Source organism: Streptomyces sp. T12, assembly GCF_028736035.1.
GTDB lineage: Bacteria > Actinomycetota > Actinomycetes > Streptomycetales > Streptomycetaceae > Streptomyces.
Genome location: NZ_CP117866.1, coordinates 4568430 through 4586334, shown reverse-complemented (window position 1 = coordinate 4586334; position 17905 = coordinate 4568430). Strand labels below are relative to the sequence as shown.

Below are 17905 nucleotides of genomic sequence, written 5' to 3'. Positions count from 1 at the left end.
CTCAGTCCTTCGCCCGGACCACGTCCTCCACCGGGCCCGCCGGTGCCGGTGCCGGTACCGCGGCCGCCGCGGCGCCGTCCCCGTCGGTGTTGATCTTCTCGATGATCGCGAGCCGCTCCGGGGTGTCCTCCGGCTTGATGAAGCCGACGAGGATGTACAGGACCAGCGACACCGCCAGCGGAATCGAGACCTGGTACTGGAGCGGGACGCCGCCCTCGATCTGCCAGCTGATCGGGTAGTTGACCAGCCAGAAGGCGAGCAGACCCATCGACCAGCTGGTGAGCGCGGCGGTCGGGCCCGAGCGGCGGAACGGGCGCAGCAGGCCCAGCATCATCGGGATGGCCATCGGGCCCATGAGCCCGGCGACCCACTTGATGACGACGGTGATGATGTCCCCGAAGGTCGGGGAGTTGACCTGCGTCGCGGCCGCCATGGACAGGCCGAGGAAGACGACGGTCGTGATCCGGGCGACCCGCAGGCCCTGTCCCTCGCTCCAGGCCCGCGCCCTGCGCCACACCACCGGCGCGCAGTCCCGGGTGAAGACGGCCGCGATCGCGTTGGCGTCGGAGGAGCACATGGCCATGGTGTGCGAGAAGAAGCCGACGATGACCAGGCCCAACAGGCCGTGCGGGAGCAGCTGTTCGGTCATCAGGCCGTACGAGTCGGAGCCGTCCCCCTTCTGCGAGGTGACCAGCAGCGGCGACATCCACATGGGGAAGAAGAGGACCACCGGCCAGACCAGCCAGAGGATCGCCGACAGGCGTGCCGAGCGCTCGGCCTCGTACGCGCTGGCCGTGGCCATGTAGCGCTGGGCCTGGTTGAGCATGCCGCCGTTGTACTCGAAGAGCTTGATGAAGAGGAAGGCGAGGAGGAAGACCGTGCCGTAGGGGCCGACCAGCGGCTCACCGTGGCCCTGCAGCTCCGGCCTGTCCCAGGCGTCGAAGAAGCCGATGCCCTTGTCGTTCAGCTTCATCACCACGGCGACGAACATCGCGACGCCGGCCAGCAACTGGATGACGAACTGGCCGAGTTCGGTCAGCGCGTCCGCCCACAGGCCGCCGATGGTGCAGTAGACGGCCGTGATGGAGCCGGTGATCAGGATGCCCTGGTTCAGTGAGATGCCGGTGAACACGGACAGCAGCGTGGCGATCGCCGCCCACTTCGCGCCCACGTCCACGATCTTCAGCAGCATGCCGGACCAGGCCAGCGCCTGCTGGGTCTTCAGGTCGTAACGGTTCTTCAGATACTCCAGCGGGGAGGCCACATGGAGTCGCGACCGCAGCCGGTTGATGCGCGGCGCGAACAGTTTCGAGCCGATGGCGATGCCCAGCGCGATGGGGAAGGACCAGGTGACGAAGGACGTGACGCCGTAGGTGTAGGCGATGCCCGCGTACCCGGTGAACATCACCGCGCTGTATCCGGACATGTGGTGCGAGATGCCGGACAGCCACCACGGCATCTTGCCGCCCGCGGTGAAGAAGTCGCTGACGTTGTCCACCCGCTTGTGCGACCAGACGCCGATCGCCACCATCACGCCGAAGTAGCCGATGAGCACGGCCCAGTCGAGACCGTTCATGTGCGCCCTCCCAGGGTTCAGCCCGGCGCTCATCCTGGGCGCTGTCGCGTGAACACGACAAGTGAGCGTAAGGTCAAGGGGAGGTAAAAGTGTTCGAGATGAGAGTCTGCGTTCACCTACATGAACTCACCTCATTAGCTCCCCAGCGTTGACCAGCAACGACTGCCCCGTGAGGGATCGTGCCCTGTCCGACGTCAGGAACACCACCGCGTCCGCCACATCCCCGTCCGTGGCGAGATCGGGCAGCGCCATCCGTTCGGTCAGCCGCTTCAGTACGTTCGCCTCCGGCACGCCCTGCGTCTGCGCCGTGAACTGCACGTACGCCTGCACGGGCGGCCCCCACATCCAGCCCGGCAGTACGGTGTTCACCCGGATCCGGTACGGGCCCAACTCCCGGGCCAGCGAGTACATCGCGCTCGTCAGCGCCCCCTTCGACGCCGCGTACGCCGCCTGCCGCACCTGCGAAGGGGCGGCGACCGAGGACTGTGTCCCGATGAAGACGACCGAGCCCCCGCGCTCCTTGAGGGCCGGCAGACAGGCCCGTGTCATCCGCAGCGACCCCAGCAGATTCACGTCGATCACCGACTGCCACGTGGTGAAGTCCGCGTCCTCCAGGCCGCCGAAGTAGCTGTCCCAGGCGGCCACATGGACGACTGCGTCGATCCGCCCGAACCGCTTCCGCGCGAGCGCCGCCAGCGCCTCGCACTGCGCCTCGTCGGTGATGTCGGTCGCCCGGTACGCCGTGTGCGCCCCGTCCGGATCGATCTCGGCCGCGCTCTTGGCGAGGTTGGCCTCCGTGCGCGCCCCGAGGACCGCGTTCCCGCCGTCGCGCACCACCGTGGCGGCGACCTGGTGACCGAGCCCGGCACCCACCCCCGACACGACGACGGTCTTGCCCGCGAGCAGTGACATTCCGTTGCCTCCCGACTCTGGACGCACTATCTGACGGCCCGTCAGAGTATGGGTGACCGCAGGAAAGGGGAACCGCATGAGCGAGGACACCCGCAGCGAGGCGTACGCCGAACTGGCCGCCGTCGGCCCGTACGGAGTCCGCCCGGGCCACGCCCTGATCACCATGGTCGAACCGCACCCGGGCCACGAGTACGCCTACAACCGCTGGTACGAGGACGACCACTACTACGCCGGCGCGATGGCGATGCCCTGGATGTACGCGGGCCGCAGGTGGGTGGCGACCAGGGACCTCCAACTCCTGCGCTACCCCGAGAAGTCGGCGATCGCCCAGCCGGTCACCGCCGGCTGCTACATCTCGACGTACTGGATCACCGCGGGCCGCTACGACGACCACATGCGCTGGACGGTCGCCATCAACAAGCGCCTCAACCGCGACGCCCGCGTCTACCAGGACCGCACCCACGTCTTCACGGCGTTCCAGGACCACGAGGCGACGGTGTACCGCGACGGCGCGGCCGGCCCCCGCGACTTCCACGCCCTGGACCACCCCTACGCGGGCCTGGTGGTGCAGGTCATCGACGCGGACTCACCGCAGCAGCGCGCCGAGCTGCTGGAGTGGCTGCGCGCACGTCACCTCCCGAAGCGCCTGGCGGGCTCCCCGACCGCGATGGTGACGATCTTCCGGCCCACACCGCTGCCGCTGGACCGCATGTCGTACGTCAAGCAGGTCGAGGGGGTGGATACGCGCCTGACGCTGCTGTGGTTCCTGGAGACGGACCCGAGGGAGTGCTGGGAGAGCTGCTTCACCGACCTGGACACGGCGGTCGGAGAGTCGGGGCTGGGGAGGGTGGAGCTGGTGGCGCCGTTCATTCCGACGGTGCCGGGGACGGAGACGTACGTGGACCAGCTGCGCTGACGGTCACTTCTCAGGGCTGGTCCAGGCATTCCAGGGTCTGGGGGCGGCAGCCCCCAGGAACGCCGGTCAGCGCAACTCCTCGGGGCAGGGAGTACCTCGCGGCACCGTGTACGGCGCCGCCAACCTGTACTCGCCCGCCCGCGGAGCGACCAGCATCGTCCACTGGTCGCCGAGCGCGTCCTCCTCCGTCTCCATCAGACAGCCGTTGACGTTGTCGTACGACTTCGGCTCGTCGTCGGGACGGTCCTTGGACGCCTCCGTCTCCTGCGGCGGGTCGAGCTTCTTGCCGTCGGCGTCGACGATGCTCAGCCAGGGCGAGTAGGGGATGCGGATGAGGATCCGGCCCGGCTTGCTCACCTGCATCGTCATCTCGCCCTGCTCGGCCCGCTCGACGACCGCGTTCGGCTCGGCGAGCGGCGCCGGGTGGGTCACCTCGAACAGCTGCCAGTTGGCGTCGCCCCACACCTGCCTGAGGTACGGCATGCCGCGCTGCACCAGCTCCCGCTCCCGCTCCGCCGCCGAGGGGTCGGGCTCGTCCTTGGGCAGGACCACGAAGTGCACGGCCCAGCGCTTGAGCCACTCGTAGTAGTTCGCCGAGTTGAGCGTGCCGTCGTAGAAGAGCTGGTTGCGCTTCATGTCGGCTTGGCGGTTCCAGCCGCGGGCCAGATTGACGTACGGCGCGAGGGCGGCGGCCTCGCGGTGGGAGCGGGCCGGGACCACCTCGACGCGGCCCTTCTCGGCACCGACCTCCTGGAGCTCGTTGACCAGCGGCGCCAAGTCGCGAGCCCAGGACGCCTCCGGGGCGGCGTGGATGATGTCGTCGATCGTCTTGTAGCCGATCCAGCCGGCGAAGGTGACGAGCGCCAGCACACCCGTGTACCACTTACGCGAGCGCGGCACCGTGAAGGGCAGCGCGGCCACGAGGGCCGTCCCGCCGAAGAGCATCGCCAGGCGCGTGATGTTGGAACCGATCTGCGAGCTGATCACCCAGACCAGGACGACCGAGAGGCCGTAGACGGCGGACACCAACCGGACCGTCTTCCACTCCTTGGGCACGAGGACGAAGGTGACGACGGCGACCAGCAGCGGCAGCAGCACCGAGCCGATCACCATCGGCTGCGTGCCGGAGAAGGGGAACAGCCAGGCCGACACGGCCACGACCGCGGTCGGCGCCAGGCCGAGCGCCCATGCTCCCGGCCGCCTCTTCTGCAGGAACAGCGCCACCGCCACGAAGCCCACGAACAGGCCCGCCACCGGCGACGACATCGTGGCGAGCGCGGCCAGCGGGGCCGCGCACAGTGCCTTCGCCCACCGTTTGTAGCGCCAGCGGTAGGGCCAGCAGAACACGACGGCGACCGCGCCCAGCGCGAACATCATGCCGAGGCCGAAGGTCACCCGTCCCGAGATCGCGTTGCACACCAGCCCGAACACCCCGGCCAGCGCCGCCCACAGGGGGTTCCTCACCGAGCGGCTGCGGAGCAGGACCAGTGTCAGCAGGCCCGCGGAGATCGTCCCCGCGATCATCATCGTCGTACGGACACCGAGCACCGACATCAGATACGGCGACACCACGCTGTACGACACCGGGTGCATACCGCCGTACCAGGCCAGGTTGTACGCCGAGTCCGGATGCCGGCCGACGAATTCGGCCCAGGCGTCCTGGGCCGCGAGATCACCGCCGCTGCTTGCGAACGTGAAGAACCAGATGACGTGGAGGAGTCCGGCCAGAGTCGTGATCGACAGCACCGGATGACGCAGAAGGCGCTCACGCAGGGTGAGGAGGACCGTGCTCAGACGCGACGGCGGTCTGTTCTCCGTAGGGCTTTGACGGTCTTCCCGGCGTGGCGCGGGCACGCGTATTCGCGGACCGGCTCCCCGTCCCGGATCAGCGTCGTCTGCGCGTGTCGGCTCCGCAGTGGCCACCTTTGAGGCACTCCCCGTACTGTCCTGTCTTCTGTTCTGGCCGCGTACCGTTTCCCGCGTGTTGTCGGCCCTGTCCCTGAAGATTTCCGGGCCGCGCCTCGTGAGCGACGACCTGCCCGTTTCGTGACGCTAGCACGCAGCCCGCCGACGAGGCCTGTCGGCGGGCTGCGGTGCGCTGCCGCTGCGCCGTCCCCGGGGGTCAGCCGAGGCGGGTCAGCTTGTCCGTGAAGCCCGGTTCGGTGAGGTCCGTCTGCAGGGCGACCGGGATCTTGACCGCGCCGCTCGTGCCGTCACCCACGGTGAGCGTGCCCACCTTGGTGCCGGCCTTCGCGGTGTGCGGTACGGCATCGGAGGCGAAGGTCAGCTCGACCTTCAGCCCGGACCAGCCGACCGCCGTGACGTCCTTGGTGGCCACGACCGGAGTGCGGCCGCCGAGGCCGTCGTCGACGTATCCGACGACGTCCCCCTTCTTCAGCAGCGTCGCCGACTTCAGGGCGTCCTGCGCGGCGCGGATCAGCTGGTCGCCCGAGTCGAGAGCGGCAGCGAGGATGCCGCCGCCCGCGTCCGGCTGGCGCACCACGGCGCCCACGATGGTCCGGGTCTCGCCGCCGACCTCCTTCTTCGCGGCGAACACGAGGTTGCCGAGGGCGGAGGTGGTGGTGCCGGTCTTGATGCCGACGACGTTGTTCTTGCCGACCAGCTGGTTCCAGTTGCCGTGGTTCTTGCCCCTGTAGTCGTCGTACGACATCATCGCGGCGACCTCGCGGAAGGCGGGCTCCTTCATCGCCGCCTTGGCCAGCTTCACCTGGTCCACGGCCGTGCTCACGGTGGTGTTGTTCAGGCCGGAGGGGTCGGTGTACGTCGTGTTCGTCATGCCGAGGTCCTTGGCGGTGGCGTTCATCTTCGCCACGAACGCCTTCTCGGAACCGGCGTCCCAGCGGGCGAGCCGGCGGGCGATGTTGTTCGCGGATGCGATCAGTACGCTCTCCAGGGCCTCGCGCTGGGAGATCTTGTCGCCCGCGAACACGTCGACGGTCGACTCCTGGCCCGCGTCCGACTGGTCCTCGGCGGCCTGGTCGATCTCGATGTCCGGGCCCTCGGCGCCGCTCTTGAGGGGGTGCTCGCGCAGGATCAGGTACGCGGTCATCACCTTGGCGACGCTGGCGATCGGCACGGGCTTCTGGTCGCCGGAGGAGCCGAACGTGCCGAGGCCGTCCACGTCGAGCGCGGCCTGGCCCTCGGCGGGCCACGGGATGTCGACCTTGCCGCCGTCGAACGTGTAGGTGTCCTCGGCGGTGAGGTCGAGGGTGGGGGCCGGGAGCGGGCGTACGGACTGGACGACCCCGAGGATGACCACGAGCAGGAGGACCAGCGGGGTCCAGATCTTGATCCGCCGGATGACCGTGCGGACGGGGGTGTCCGGGGGCCGCGGCGTGTTCGTCAGCTCGGCGAGCAGGTCGAGCGGGGGCTTGGGGGGCAGCGGCTGCTGCGTGGTGCGCTCGGGGCCGACCTGGGGGATGGCGGCGGTGGCGTCGGGGGGCGCCGGAGCGGTGGCCTTCGGCGAGGCAGGGGTGGCCGGGGTGCCCGGGGTACCCGGGGCCTTCGGGGTGTCCTGCCGGATGTCCGCCTTCAGGGCGACGAACTTGCTGGTGCGCTCGGAGGGGGACTCGGGCTGCTTGGGGGCCTTGAGTGTGGTGGTGGGCTGGTCGACGGGGGGCTTGGTGGGGCGTACGGCCTTGAAGACGGCGGTCGGCTGGTCGACGGGCTTGGCCGCGGGCGCGCCGCCCTGCCCGGCCTCGGCTTCGCCGTCGGCCTTGTCGTTCCCACTCGCACCACCCGTGCGGCTCTCGTCGCCGGGTGCGGGTGGCCCCTGCGGGGCGTCCTCGCCGTCGGCGGCTGCGGGTGCGCCGTCGGCAGCCTTGCTGGACGCGTCTGCGTCTGCGGCAGGAGCCTCGGCGGGCCCGGTCGAGCCGTCCTGGGCGGCCGTGGGGGTCTCGTCGGCGCCGGAAGCCTCGGCAGGCTCGGCGGATCCGTCGGCGTCGGCCTCGGAAGCCGCCGCAGCAGCCGTCTCGACATCGGCGTCGGCGACGGACTGGGCGGAGTCGGCGTCCTCGGCCTTCCCGGCGCCCTCAGCCGCGCCGTCCTCGGCGTCGGTCACGTCCCCGGCCCCGTCGGCCTCGTCGCGCGCGTCGGCATCCTTCGCGCCCTCGTCGGCGGTGTCCGCGGAAGCCACCCAAGCCGCCACAGCAACCCTCAGCCGATCTTCACCCGGCGCAGCAGCCTCGTCACCGTCACCCGGCGCCCCGGACGAGGCCCCGTCCCCGGCACCCTTGCCCTCGGCGTCGTCGGTCTCGGCCTGCGCGCCGTCGGCATCGTCGACTTCAGCGTCGGCGCTCCCGGCCGCGGCCTCCGCGCTGCCAGCGTCCGTGTCTCCGTCGACCGCACCCCCGGCCCGCGAGCCCTCGGCGCTACCGGTCTCGGTGCTCGGGCCCTCGGCGTCGTCAGCCTCAGTCTCAGGGCTGCCGGCCTTGCTGCCCGCGTCGCTCTCGCCCGCACCCTCGGTCTTCCCGGCGGTCGCGCTCGCACTCGCGGTGTTCCCGGCGGCGGCCGTGCCCGCACCCTCGGTCTTCCCGGCGGCGGCCGTGCTCGCGCCCTCGGAGCCCTCAGCCCCCGCGTTCGCGTCCTCGCCGTCCTCGGCCCCGGCGTTCGCGTCGCCGTCCTCGGCCCGGGTGTTCGCGTCGCCGTCCTCGGCCCCGGCGTTCGCGTCGCCGTCCTCGGCCCCCCCGGCCTCCTCCAGCTTCGCCCTCACGGCCTCCAGTTCCCGCCGTGACAGGACCCTGGTCGCCGTGTCCACGCCGCCGCGCGGCGTGGCAGTGGACTCCCGTGGCGCGGCACTCTCGCGTGCCACCGCCAGTCGAGGGTCGCGCTTCTCACCGGTGTCGGCTGCGCGCGTGCCCTCGGCTTCGGGGCCGGACTCGGGAACCGGACCCGTGCTCCCCGACGTCGGTTCTCCCGACGACTCGCGCTGCTTCGACCTGTCGGGGGACTCGCCCGCCACCGATGCCTCCTCCATGTGCCGCCGCACGCCCTCCGTGCGTCTGCCGAACCGTGAGTCGTCGCCCGGACACCGCGCCCGCACGACCCCCCGTGCCGCTGCCCGAACCATGTACCAGTGTCCTGTGTGCGGCCCTCTACTTCTGCGGTAGACGAGAACGACATACCTGCCGGTTCCCTCACGAACCGGTCACGCACCCTCGACAGATGAATGTGAGAGGGGTCACCCTGTCTTTCATCCACGCGGGGAGGCATGGATGGGCAGGAGCCGCAGAACAATTCCGGAGGAGCTTTTGCTGCTGGCGTTGGACCCGGCCACGGGTACCACCGCACAGCCGCAGTCGCTCGACCTCGGTCTGGCCGGAGCACAGCTAGTGGAGCTGGCGCTGGCCGGACGGATAGCCCCAGACGGGGATCGTATCGCCGTGGTGGCACCACGGCCGACTGGAGATCCAACATTGGACTGCGCATTGGAGTTGCTGCGAAGGCGTGGCGCTCCCGTGCGTGCCGTCCACTGGATTGGCGGGCCACGCTTGGGGCTCCGCCAGACCTATCTCTCGCATCTGGAGCGGTGCGGCATGGTGCATGCCGTGGCCGGTCAGATGTGCGGGGTATTGCCGACGACTCGCTACCAGGCGACGGACAACGAGATCAGCCGGGAGATCAGGGCCCGGCTGGATTCGGCGATCCGCACCGGCGTACCGCCGGACCCGCGGACCGCGGCGCTCGCCGCTCTGGCACACGCGGTCGGCCTCGGCAAGCACCTGTATCCGGGGAACGAGGGGCGATCCTCTCGTTCTCGGCTGCGGGATCTGATCAGGCACGACCCCATGGGCGGTCTCGTCGCGCACGCCGTGATGGACGTCCAGAACGGCGCGGCGGCCCAGCCGCGTCGCAGCCCGGCCCCGGCCGGCCGTCAGGCCGCCCCCGGAGGCAGGGCCGCAGCGGAACCCGCCCGTGGCGTTCCGGTGCAACCGCGCCGCGGATCCATGGCGCGCGTCGTGGCTCACTGAGCCGCAGTCCCACGACCCGCACCAACCGGTCCACCGCACGCACCGCTTGATCCACACGCTCGAAACGCTCGACACGCTCCGCAAGTTCCACAAGCGCCAACAGCTCCACGAGCTTCATACGCACGCCACGTGCAGCGCCGCACCGCAGTCCCCAAGACCCGGTACGGGAGCCGCTGGTCCGCGCGGGGCGACGGGACCGTACGTCCGGACGACGACACGGTCCCGCCGCCCCGCGCGGCCGTATTTGCCGGGGGTGTCCCCGAACTGGCGTGTATCCAGCGCATATCCACCGTTTCCCAGCGGTAGTAAGCACCTTGGTGGCAGTCTGCTCAGCAGCAGATACGCAAAGTGGCAATCAGCAGTCACGCAGCCGGAGGTGCACGTCCCGTGGCGTCCAATGTCAATCCCACCGTCAGGCGACGCCGGCTGGGCCAGGAGTTGCGCCGGCTCCGAGAGCTCAAGGGCATGACGGCCGAAGAAGTGGCCGAGCGGCTGTTGGTGTCGCAGTCGAAGATCAGCCGGCTGGAGAACGGGCGGCGCAGCATCAGCCAGCGCGACGTCCGCGATCTGTGCGGGGTCTACGAGGTGGAGGACCACCGCATCGTCGATTCGCTGATGCAGATGGCCAAGGATTCGCGGCAGCAAGGGTGGTGGCATTCGTTCGGCGACATTCCGTACAGCGTCTACATCGGGCTGGAGACGGATGCCGCGAGTCTGCGCGTGTACGACCCGCAGGTCGTCCCCGGGCTGTTGCAGACCAAGCAGTACGCGGAGGCCCTGATCGCCGGGGCGCTGCCGGAGACACCGCCCGCCGAGGTCGAGAAACGGGTCCAGGTGCGTATGCGCCGACAGGAACGAATCTCCACCGAGGAGAACCCGCTGCGCCTGTGGACGGTCCTGGACGAGGCCGCCCTGCGCCGGGTCGTCGGCAACCGCTCCCTCATGCGGGACCAGTTGGAACAACTCGTCGAGCAGTCCCAACTGCCGCACGTCACCGTGCAGGTGATCCCCTTCGACATGGGAGCGCACCCGGGCCTCAACGGTCAGTACGCGATCCTCGAGTTCCCGGACGCGGCCGACTCCAGCGTCGTCTACATCGAGGGCGTCACCAGCGACCTCTATCTGGAGAAGGCGAACGACGTCCAGAAGTACAGCGTGATGTACGAACACCTGCGGGCGCAGGCCCTGAACGTGGACCAGTCCCGCCAGTTCATCGCGGACATCGCGAAGGACTACGCGCGCTGATCATCGGCGCCGATCACCCGTGCGGGGGACCATCCCGACCGGAGGGGCGCGGTACGGTACACCGTCTCCTGGCCGGGATGGAAGGCTCCACTGGAATATGCCATCCAGTCGAGTGAATAGTCGCTTCGTAAGCCGATGTTGGCTAGTAGCGTCGATCACGCCACCGAGCAACAAGGTTGGCGTGAATCGCATTGCGGGGTCCGGTTGCGTCCGGACGTGCAGCGCGGTGACAGCAACTCAACATCTGGCAATTCGGAGCAAACATGGCAATTCGTCAGGGTGCCACGGACACGTGGACCAAGTCCTCGTATTCCACCGGGAACGGCGCGTGCGTCGAGGTCAAGTCGCCGGTCACAGCGGCCATGGCGGTACGGGACTCCAAAGTTCCCGAGGGCCCGGTCCTGGCGTTCCCCGCTAACGCGTGGAACACCTTCGTGGCGTCGGTCAAGGCGTGAGGGGCGAGGCTGTCTGATCCTCACCCTCGACCCACCGCACGATCAACAACTGCACAAGCACCACAGGAAGAGCCCTCTCGACCAGCCCGCCGTCCTTGCCGAGAGGGCTCGGCCGTGCCCCGGATCACCTCACCGGGAACGCCACATCACACACCGGGTCCTGAGCCCCCGCCGCGTCCCAGTCCGCGAAGTACACCTCCCGGCACGGGCCCGCCTGTTCGAGGCCCTCCCGGGCGATCCACTCCTCCACCGCCTCGAAGGCCGCCAGGATCTGCGGATGGGCCACCTGCGCCTTGGTGATCCGGGCGTAGGCCAGCCGCTGGGCCGGCTCCACCCGTACCTTCGTCTCCCGCGCCCGGCCCTGCTTCTCGACCCACGCCCGCGCCGCCGCCTCGTCGGCCACCGGCACGCACGACTCGGCCGGCCCGTCGCTCTCCATGGACACCTCGGAGTGGTAGACGACGAACGGCGCCGCCGTGCTTCCGCCGCACTCCCGCGCGCCCTCCTCCAGCCGGCCCAGCGACGCGCCGATCCAGGTCGGCAGCTCACCCGCCAGGATGTGCCGGGCCTCGCTGATCACCACCTGTTCGGGCACGTCCACCGTCTCGACCACGAACTTCCCGTACATCTCGGAGCTCCTCCCCGACAGTCGTCCACGGAGGTACTCGGCGAGCGTCCGCTGCCCGGCCACCCGCGCCTCGACGTCCGCCCAGTAGGCGGTGAGCCGGTCTGCCGCCGCGGCCCCGTCCGGTGCCTCGACGACCTCCGCGACCCGCGCGAGCGGCATGTCGAGCTGGCGCAGGAGCGCCACCAGACGGGCGCGCTCGACCTGGCCGACGCGGTAGTAGCGGTAGCCGCTGACCTCGTCGACGTGCGCGGGTGGCAGCAGTCCGAGGCGGTCGTACAGGCGCAGTGCCTTGGCCGACAGCCTGGCCCGCGCGGCGAACGCGCCGATGGTGAGCAGTTCGTCGTCCACGGCCTCATCCTCCGTCACCGGGCGGCTCTTTGGCCCGGTGCGAAGGACGCTCCGCCCTGCCCCAGGGGCAAGGTCAACACCGGCTAGGCGAGCGCGCCCTCCAGCGCCGCCACGATCTCCGCGGCCTCCGGCTCGGTCTGCGGCGAGAAGCGGGCGACGACCTTGCCGTCCCGGCCGATCAGGAACTTCTCGAAGTTCCAGCGGATGTCCCCGCTGTGCCCCTCGGCGTCCGCGAAGCCGGCCAGGCGGTCGTAGAGCGGGTGCCGGCCCTCGCCGTTCACCTCGACCTTCTCGGTCATCGGGAAGGTCACGCCGTACGTCGCCGAGCAGAACTCGGCGATCTCCCCGGCGCTGCCGGGCTCCTGGCCGAGGAACTGGTTGCAGGGCACGCCGAGCACGGTGAAGCCACGCTCCGCGTACTGCTCCTGGAGCTTCTCCAGGCCCGTGTACTGCGGGGTCAGGCCGCACTTGGAGGCCACGTTCACGACGAGCACGGCCTTGCCGGCGTACTGGGAGAGGTCCGCGGAGCCGCCCTGGAGGGCGCCGATCTCGACGTCGAGGGGGGATGCGTTGGTGTCAGCAGTCATAGGCGGATGCTAGCTCCGGTAGGTGCCGGGCCTGTGGCCCGGCCCCGCCGCCTTCACGAGCACCTCCCCGGCCGCCGTACGCGAATACAGCACCGACCGCCCCGCCCGCCGCCGCTCCACCAGCCCCGCGTCCAGCAGCACCCGCAGATGCCGCCCGACCGAGCCCAGCCCCTGCCCGGTCACGGCGACCAGCTGGGTCGTGCTCACAGGGGAGTCGAGGAGTACGAGCACGGCGGCGCGCGCGGGCCCGAGCAGGGCGCCGAGGCTCGCGGGGACCGTCCGGGCGCCGGGGTCGGCGAGGGCGCCCGCGCACGGGTAGATGACGGCGTACCGGTCGGGCTCCTCCCAGGAGACCCAGCCGCCCTTCGGCGTGACCGGTACGAAGACGAGTTCGGCGCCGGAGATCTCGCGGGGCGGGTACTCGTGCAGATTCACCTGGAGCCGGTTGTCGCCGAGCCAGCGCGTCCGCCCGGGCCGCAGCGAGTCCAGTACGGCCGCCCAGCCGCCCCGGCTCACCTGCGCGGTCCGCGCCACCACATCGGCCTCCAGGACGCGCCGACGCCGGTCCCAGTCCGGACGTACGGCCTCGGTCCAGACGTATGCGAGGAGCGCGGCGGCGCGTGCGGGCAGGTCGTCCCGGTCCAGTACGGCGGGGAGGGGGCCGGCGAGGGCGACGGTGAGGTGGGTCCGGGCCTGGCCGGGGTCGGCCGCGCGCACCCGTGCCACGCCCTCCTCGAAGGGCTCGCGGTCCCTCGGGGTCGGGGTGAGGAAGTCGGCGATCCAGTCCTTGCCGAGCCCGGCGTGGACGAGGTGCGCGGTGACCGGGTCGGCGGCCAGGCGGGCCCGGTAGGCGGGACGGTGCGCGTCCAGCCAGGCGCGCTCGCCGGGGTGGGCGGCGCTCCCCAGGTGCAGCAGCTTCAGCGCGGCGAAGGTCTCGGCGAGCGGGGAGAGGACGAAACGGCTGCCGGCGAGCGTGTCGGCGTTGATCTGCCACCAGCCCATGCCGCCCCGCCCCCCCCCGCCTCCCGGTCCACGCCGACCTTTCGCACCCGCGCGAAACAATAACGACCTGTCGCCGGCCCTCTCAGACTCCGCCCATGCGCAGCTATCGACAGCTCTTCCGCACCCCGGAGTTCACGCCTCTCTTCCTCGCCTCCTCCGCCAACGTCCTGGCCCAGACGATCAGCGGCCTGGCCCTCGGCACGCTGGTGTTCCGGGCGACGCAATCGCCGCTGCTGTCGGCGGTGAGCATGTTCGGTCCGTCGCTGGCGCAGATGCTCGGGGCGACCTTCCTGCTGTCCGGTGCCGACCGGCTGCGCCCGCGGTCCGCGCTGACCGGCATCTCGCTCGTCTTCGCCGCCGCCACGGCCGTCCTCGCGCTGCCCGCATTTCCCCTCTGGGCGGTCTTCGCCGTGATTCTCGGCCAGGGCCTGGTCGCGTCGCTGGGCGGGGGAGTCCGCTGGGGGCTGGTGAACGAGATCCTCTCCAAGGACGGCTTCATGCTGGGGCGTTCGGTCTTCAACATGATGGCCGGGATCGCCCAGATCGTCGGATACGCGACGGGCGGTCTGCTGGTGGCGGTGCTGTCGCCACGCCTGTCGCTGCTGTTGTCGGCGGCGCTGTACGTCGTGGCGGCCGCCGTCCTCCGGCTCGGCCTGACCCCGCGCCCGCCCCGCGCCCAGGGCCGCCCGTCGGTCGCGGCGACCTGGCGCAGCAACGCCCTGCTGTGGTCCTCCCGCCCCCGCCGCCACGTCTACCTCGCCCTGTGGATCCCCAACGGCCTCGTCGTCGGCTGTGAGTCCCTCTACGTCTCCTACGCCCCCGACGCCGCGGGCACGTTGTTCGCCTGCGCGGCGCTGGGGATGTTCGTCGGCGACGTGACGGTGGGCCGCCTGGTGCCGCCCCGGCTGCGCCCGCACCTCGGCATCCCCCTGCTGGTGCTCCTGGCCCTGCCGTACCTGTTCTTCGCACTGCGCCCGACGTTGCCCTGGGCGGCCGTCGCCGTTGCCGTGGCCTCGATCGGCTTCGGCGCGAGTCTCGTCCAGCAGGAGCGCCTGATGGCCCTGACCCCGGACGAACTCAGCGGCCACGCCCTGGGGTTGCACGGCTCCGGGATGCTCACGATGCAGGGAGTGAGCGCGGCGCTGGCGGGGTCCGTGGCCCAACTGACGTCTCCGGCGACGGCGATGACGGTGATGGCCGTGGCGTCCCTCGCGGTGACCCTGGCGCTGACGGTGGCGAGCCTGCGCCACGCGGAGGAGGGCGGGCTGGTGGTCTTGGACCAGTGACGGTCACCGGCGGATGGCCAAAACCTCACGGTGCGTGAGGTGTTTCCGCGCCAACTCGGCGTCGGTCAGGGGGAGTTGGGCTTAGGTTGGTTGCTGTTTTGATCACCGGCACCGTCCGCGCCATCCGCACCGTCCGCGCCATCCGCCCCGACCCCAGGAGTTCACCGTGCCCGACCCCCACTCCCGGATCGACACCTCCAAGCCGCACTCGGCCCGCTTCTGGAACTACTTCGTCGGCGGCAAGGACCACTACGAGGTCGACCGGCAGATCGGGGACGAGATCAAGGAGATCTTCCCGGGCCTGGTCGATGTGGCCGTGTCGAGTCGCCGGTTCCTGGGCCGGGCCGTACGCCACCTGGCCGGCGAGGCGGGCATACGGCAGTTCCTGGACGTCGGCACCGGCCTGCCGACCGCCGACAACACGCACGAGGTGGCCCAGCGCGTGGCCCCGGACGCCCGGATCGTGTACGTGGACAACGACCCCATCGTGCTGGCACACGCAAACGCCCTGCTCACGAGCACCCCCGAGGGCAGGACGACGTTCGTGGACGCCGACCTGTACGCCCCCGAGGCCGTCCTGGAGGCCGCCGCGGGCACGCTCGACCTCTCCCGCCCGGTCGCCCTGATGATCCTCAACACCCTCGGCCACGTCGCCGACTACGACCAGGCCCGCGACCTGGTACGCCGCCTGCTGGCCGGTCTCCCCTCGGGCAGTCACCTGGTGATCAGCGACAGCACGGCCACGAGCGAGGGCATGATCGCCGCGTCGGCGGCGTACAACGCGAGCGGCGCGGTGCCATACCACGTCCGCAGCATCGGCGAGATCGCCGGCTTCTTCGACGGCCTCGACCTGGTGGATCCGGGCGTGGTCCAGGTGCCCGAGTGGCGCCCCGACGCCCACGGCCCGGCGGACATCGCGACGGCTGCGGTGGACGCGTACTGCGGGGTGGGCCGCAAACCCTGAGCTACGGTGCGCGCTCACTCACCGCCCTTGTTCCACGTACTCCTTGAACTGCTCGAGATCACTACGGACGAGCCGCTCGATGGCGCTGGCCTGGGCGAACCCCTTCGGCCCGCCGAAGGTCTCCCTGACCGTGCCGGCGTCGTACTCGACCCGTGCCTGTACGCGGGTGCGGTTGCGGTCGATCGGCAGCAGCGAGAAGGAACCCGCCAGGTCAGGAGCGCCCGTGGTGCGCCACTCCAGCACACGTTCCCCCGCCCGATCGGAAACCTCGGCCTCGAACTGCCGGGCCTGCCCCCCGGCCTCCACGTCCAGACGCGCCCGGCCTCCGGCCTCCGTACGGGCGTCACGCACTCCCGCCAGGAAGCGCGGATAGTCGTCCACCCGGTGAAGGCTCTCCCAAGCCGTGTCGATCGGAACGCCCACATCGACGTGTTCTTCGAGGGTGCTCATGGCCCACCTCCACGTCCGGCTCACAAAGCATGACCTGCTGCTTCCAGTGTGCGCCCGGTGCGCTTCGGGCGGCCCGCCCCGCCCCTTCGGCCCCGCTCCACCGCATCGCTCCACCATTGCCGCAGCGCGGCGCACCCTGACGCCAGGCGCGTCGTTAGGGTCGTCATGAAGATCATCGCTACCGCCGCGCTTGCCGCCGCGACCCTCATCCTGACCGCCGCCGTCCCCGCTTCGGCAGACGGGGACCACGGGAATCGCCAGGTCGAGCAGAAGAGCTCGCCCGGCACTGTGACCACGCCCGAGAACCGCATCCCCATGAGGATCAACGTCGACGAGAGTGCGGAGAGCGACCTCCAGCAGGGAATCCTTCCGCGCATCGTGGGCCAGCTGCTCTAGCGGTACCGCGGGGCGCGGAGCCGGGTACCGGGTGACGGCGGAGACCGTCGTGTCCCCGCCGTCGGCGGCCGCTCACCGTCCCGCCGAGGCGACACATGCACCAAAGGTGCAAAAATCGATACGGACCTCTGTGGGCGCGGAGAGGGACGCCGATGGATCTGGACACTGTCGCCGACGAGCTGTACGGCCTGCGGCCGGAGGAGTTCATCGCCGCCCGCGCCACACATGCGGCCGCAGCCCGCACAGCCGGCGACCGCGCCCTCGCAGACCGGATCACCAAGCTGCGACGCCCGAGCCTGTCGGCCTGGGCCAGCAACCTCCTCGTCCGCGCGCACCGCGGCGAGGTCGAACCGCTGCTCCGCCTCGGCGAGGGGCTGAGACAGGCACATCGCAACCTGGACGGCGCCCAGCTGCGCGAGCTCAGCCGCCGGCAGCGGGTTCTGATCAACGCGCTGTCCCGGCAGGCCGGACAACTGGCCGCGGCGGCAGGCCACCCGATCAGCGATGCCGCCCAGCATGAAGTCGAGGACACCCTGCGCGCCGCCCTCGCGGACCCTGATGCCGCCCAGGAATGGGCGAGCGGCAGACTCAGCAAGCCCTTCAGCGCCACCACCGACTTCCCCGCGATCACCGAGAAGGCGGCCCCGCGCCGCGCCCCCGCCGCAGCGCCTCCGACCGAATCCCCGTCATCCCCTCCATCCTCTTCACCCCCTCCACCCCCTCCTCGTGACCGCAAGGCCGACGCTGACCGGCGCAGGCGTCTCGCCCAAGCCCGCAAGGACGCCGACGAGGCCGCGCGGGAACTGCGAGCGCGGGAAGACGAGGCGGCGAGCGCGAGCCGGGAGGCCGACGCGGCCAGGAAACACCTGGATGAGACGCAGCGACGCGTCAGTGAGCTGACCGCCGAACTGCAACGGGCCAGGGACGAGCAACGACAGGCACGCTCCGCCGAGCAGGCGGCACGCGACCGGGTGCGCACGGCCGATCGGCAGGTCCGTGAGGCGCGCCGCCGGGCGGAGGCCGCTGCCGCGGACGTCGAGCGCCGCACGGGCCGCACAGCCTGAGGCCCCCGCCTCCAGCGTGACCACCGATCGACGTCAGTCCCGTCCGGACTCCCACCGAGCGACTGAATCCACCGGCCGGGCAGCGT

16 protein-coding genes are annotated in these 17905 nt (G+C 70.7%); 8 read left to right on the top strand and 8 right to left on the bottom strand.

The features are described 5' to 3' along the window. Nucleotide 1: 1 nt before the first annotated feature. Together PBV52_RS20335 and PBV52_RS20330 are read right to left on the bottom strand one after the other, a co-directional pair. Nucleotides 2-1576 carry a sodium:solute symporter family protein gene (locus PBV52_RS20335; RefSeq protein WP_274239970.1) on the bottom strand — a complete coding sequence of 525 codons (1575 nt, stop codon included), beginning with the start codon at nucleotides 1574-1576 and terminating at the stop codon, nucleotides 2-4. A gap of 126 nt (nucleotides 1577-1702) precedes the next feature. Beyond that, complete coding sequence (locus PBV52_RS20330; RefSeq protein ID WP_274239969.1) at nucleotides 1703-2488, bottom strand: SDR family oxidoreductase; 786 nt, start codon at nucleotides 2486-2488, stop codon at nucleotides 1703-1705. Nucleotides 2489-2564: 76 nt separating this feature from the next. Between PBV52_RS20330 and PBV52_RS20325 the strand changes: the two genes are divergently transcribed. Then, nucleotides 2565-3404 carry a hypothetical protein gene (locus PBV52_RS20325; protein WP_274239968.1) on the top strand — a complete coding sequence of 280 codons (840 nt, stop codon included), beginning with the start codon at nucleotides 2565-2567 and terminating at the stop codon, nucleotides 3402-3404. A gap of 66 nt (nucleotides 3405-3470) precedes the next feature. Here PBV52_RS20325 and PBV52_RS20320 read toward each other — a convergent pair whose 3' ends face one another. Together PBV52_RS20320 and PBV52_RS20315 are read right to left on the bottom strand one after the other, a co-directional pair. Continuing rightward, nucleotides 3471-5327, bottom strand: a complete 1857-nt coding sequence (locus PBV52_RS20320) for an MFS transporter (protein ID WP_274239967.1) — start codon at nucleotides 5325-5327, stop codon at nucleotides 3471-3473. A gap of 199 nt (nucleotides 5328-5526) precedes the next feature. Next, the gene (locus PBV52_RS20315; protein ID WP_274239965.1) at nucleotides 5527-8385 is read right to left on the bottom strand and encodes a D-alanyl-D-alanine carboxypeptidase; all 2859 of its coding nucleotides are present in this window, start codon (nucleotides 8383-8385) and stop codon (nucleotides 5527-5529) included. A 253-nt stretch (nucleotides 8386-8638) separates the two neighbouring features. Here PBV52_RS20315 and PBV52_RS20310 point away from each other — a divergent pair, with 253 nt between their 5' ends. From PBV52_RS20310 to PBV52_RS20300, 3 genes are all read left to right on the top strand, one after another. Beyond that, nucleotides 8639-9394 (top strand): GPP34 family phosphoprotein, encoded by a 756-nt coding sequence (locus tag PBV52_RS20310; RefSeq protein ID WP_274239964.1) that lies wholly within the window; start codon nucleotides 8639-8641, stop codon nucleotides 9392-9394. Between the two features lie 387 nt (nucleotides 9395-9781). Then, nucleotides 9782-10639 carry a helix-turn-helix transcriptional regulator gene (locus tag PBV52_RS20305; RefSeq protein WP_274239962.1) on the top strand — a complete coding sequence of 286 codons (858 nt, stop codon included), beginning with the start codon at nucleotides 9782-9784 and terminating at the stop codon, nucleotides 10637-10639. A gap of 263 nt (nucleotides 10640-10902) precedes the next feature. Then, nucleotides 10903-11094, top strand: coding sequence for a DUF397 domain-containing protein (locus PBV52_RS20300; protein ID WP_108707382.1), 192 nt, complete (start codon nucleotides 10903-10905; stop codon nucleotides 11092-11094). Between the two features lie 124 nt (nucleotides 11095-11218). On the opposite strand, the gene PBV52_RS20295 is transcribed toward PBV52_RS20300, so the two are convergent. From PBV52_RS20295 to PBV52_RS20285, 3 genes are all read right to left on the bottom strand, one after another. Beyond that, on the bottom strand, nucleotides 11219-12088 hold the full coding sequence (locus PBV52_RS20295) for a MerR family transcriptional regulator (RefSeq protein ID WP_274239960.1): 870 nt from the start codon (nucleotides 12086-12088) through the stop codon (nucleotides 11219-11221). A gap of 65 nt (nucleotides 12089-12153) precedes the next feature. Continuing rightward, nucleotides 12154-12657, bottom strand: a complete 504-nt coding sequence (locus tag PBV52_RS20290) for a glutathione peroxidase (RefSeq protein ID WP_274239959.1) — start codon at nucleotides 12655-12657, stop codon at nucleotides 12154-12156. A 9-nt stretch (nucleotides 12658-12666) separates the two neighbouring features. Then, nucleotides 12667-13659 carry a helix-turn-helix transcriptional regulator gene (locus PBV52_RS20285; protein ID WP_274239958.1) on the bottom strand — a complete coding sequence of 331 codons (993 nt, stop codon included), beginning with the start codon at nucleotides 13657-13659 and terminating at the stop codon, nucleotides 12667-12669. A gap of 95 nt (nucleotides 13660-13754) precedes the next feature. Between PBV52_RS20285 and PBV52_RS20280 the strand changes: the two genes are divergently transcribed. Continuing rightward, nucleotides 13755-14945: an MFS transporter gene (locus tag PBV52_RS20280; protein ID WP_274239957.1), complete on the top strand. Its 1191-nt coding sequence runs from the start codon at nucleotides 13755-13757 to the stop codon at nucleotides 14943-14945. Nucleotides 14946-15111: 166 nt separating this feature from the next. Beyond that, the gene (locus PBV52_RS20275) at nucleotides 15112-15909 is read left to right on the top strand and encodes an SAM-dependent methyltransferase (RefSeq protein WP_274239956.1); all 798 of its coding nucleotides are present in this window, start codon (nucleotides 15112-15114) and stop codon (nucleotides 15907-15909) included. A gap of 18 nt (nucleotides 15910-15927) precedes the next feature. On the opposite strand, the gene PBV52_RS20270 is transcribed toward PBV52_RS20275, so the two are convergent. Continuing rightward, nucleotides 15928-16359: an SRPBCC family protein gene (locus PBV52_RS20270; RefSeq protein ID WP_274239955.1), complete on the bottom strand. Its 432-nt coding sequence runs from the start codon at nucleotides 16357-16359 to the stop codon at nucleotides 15928-15930. A gap of 165 nt (nucleotides 16360-16524) precedes the next feature. Here PBV52_RS20270 and PBV52_RS20265 point away from each other — a divergent pair, with 165 nt between their 5' ends. After that, nucleotides 16525-16755, top strand: coding sequence for a hypothetical protein (locus PBV52_RS20265; RefSeq protein ID WP_274239954.1), 231 nt, complete (start codon nucleotides 16525-16527; stop codon nucleotides 16753-16755). A 152-nt stretch (nucleotides 16756-16907) separates the two neighbouring features. Further along, nucleotides 16908-17819 carry a hypothetical protein gene (locus tag PBV52_RS20260; RefSeq protein ID WP_274239953.1) on the top strand — a complete coding sequence of 304 codons (912 nt, stop codon included), beginning with the start codon at nucleotides 16908-16910 and terminating at the stop codon, nucleotides 17817-17819. Nucleotides 17820-17905 lie beyond the last annotated feature (86 nt).

What these genes read in the sequence shown, in the direction of transcription:
- PBV52_RS20285 (WP_274239958.1), bottom strand. Translation starts at nt 13,659, where the DNA reads ATGGGCTGGTGGCAGATCAACGCCGACACGCTCGCCGGCAGCCGTTTC.
- PBV52_RS20325 (WP_274239968.1), top strand. Translation starts at nt 2,565, where the DNA reads ATGAGCGAGGACACCCGCAGCGAGGCGTACGCCGAACTGGCCGCCGTC.
- PBV52_RS20265 (WP_274239954.1), top strand. Translation starts at nt 16,525, where the DNA reads ATGAAGATCATCGCTACCGCCGCGCTTGCCGCCGCGACCCTCATCCTG.
- PBV52_RS20310 (WP_274239964.1), top strand. Translation starts at nt 8,639, where the DNA reads ATGGGCAGGAGCCGCAGAACAATTCCGGAGGAGCTTTTGCTGCTGGCG.
- PBV52_RS20335 (WP_274239970.1), bottom strand. Translation starts at nt 1,576, where the DNA reads ATGAACGGTCTCGACTGGGCCGTGCTCATCGGCTACTTCGGCGTGATG.
- PBV52_RS20260 (WP_274239953.1), top strand. Translation starts at nt 16,908, where the DNA reads ATGGATCTGGACACTGTCGCCGACGAGCTGTACGGCCTGCGGCCGGAG.
- PBV52_RS20300 (WP_108707382.1), top strand. Translation starts at nt 10,903, where the DNA reads ATGGCAATTCGTCAGGGTGCCACGGACACGTGGACCAAGTCCTCGTAT.
- PBV52_RS20290 (WP_274239959.1), bottom strand. Translation starts at nt 12,657, where the DNA reads ATGACTGCTGACACCAACGCATCCCCCCTCGACGTCGAGATCGGCGCC.
- PBV52_RS20280 (WP_274239957.1), top strand. Translation starts at nt 13,755, where the DNA reads ATGCGCAGCTATCGACAGCTCTTCCGCACCCCGGAGTTCACGCCTCTC.
- PBV52_RS20330 (WP_274239969.1), bottom strand. Translation starts at nt 2,488, where the DNA reads ATGTCACTGCTCGCGGGCAAGACCGTCGTCGTGTCGGGGGTGGGTGCC.
- PBV52_RS20270 (WP_274239955.1), bottom strand. Translation starts at nt 16,359, where the DNA reads ATGAGCACCCTCGAAGAACACGTCGATGTGGGCGTTCCGATCGACACG.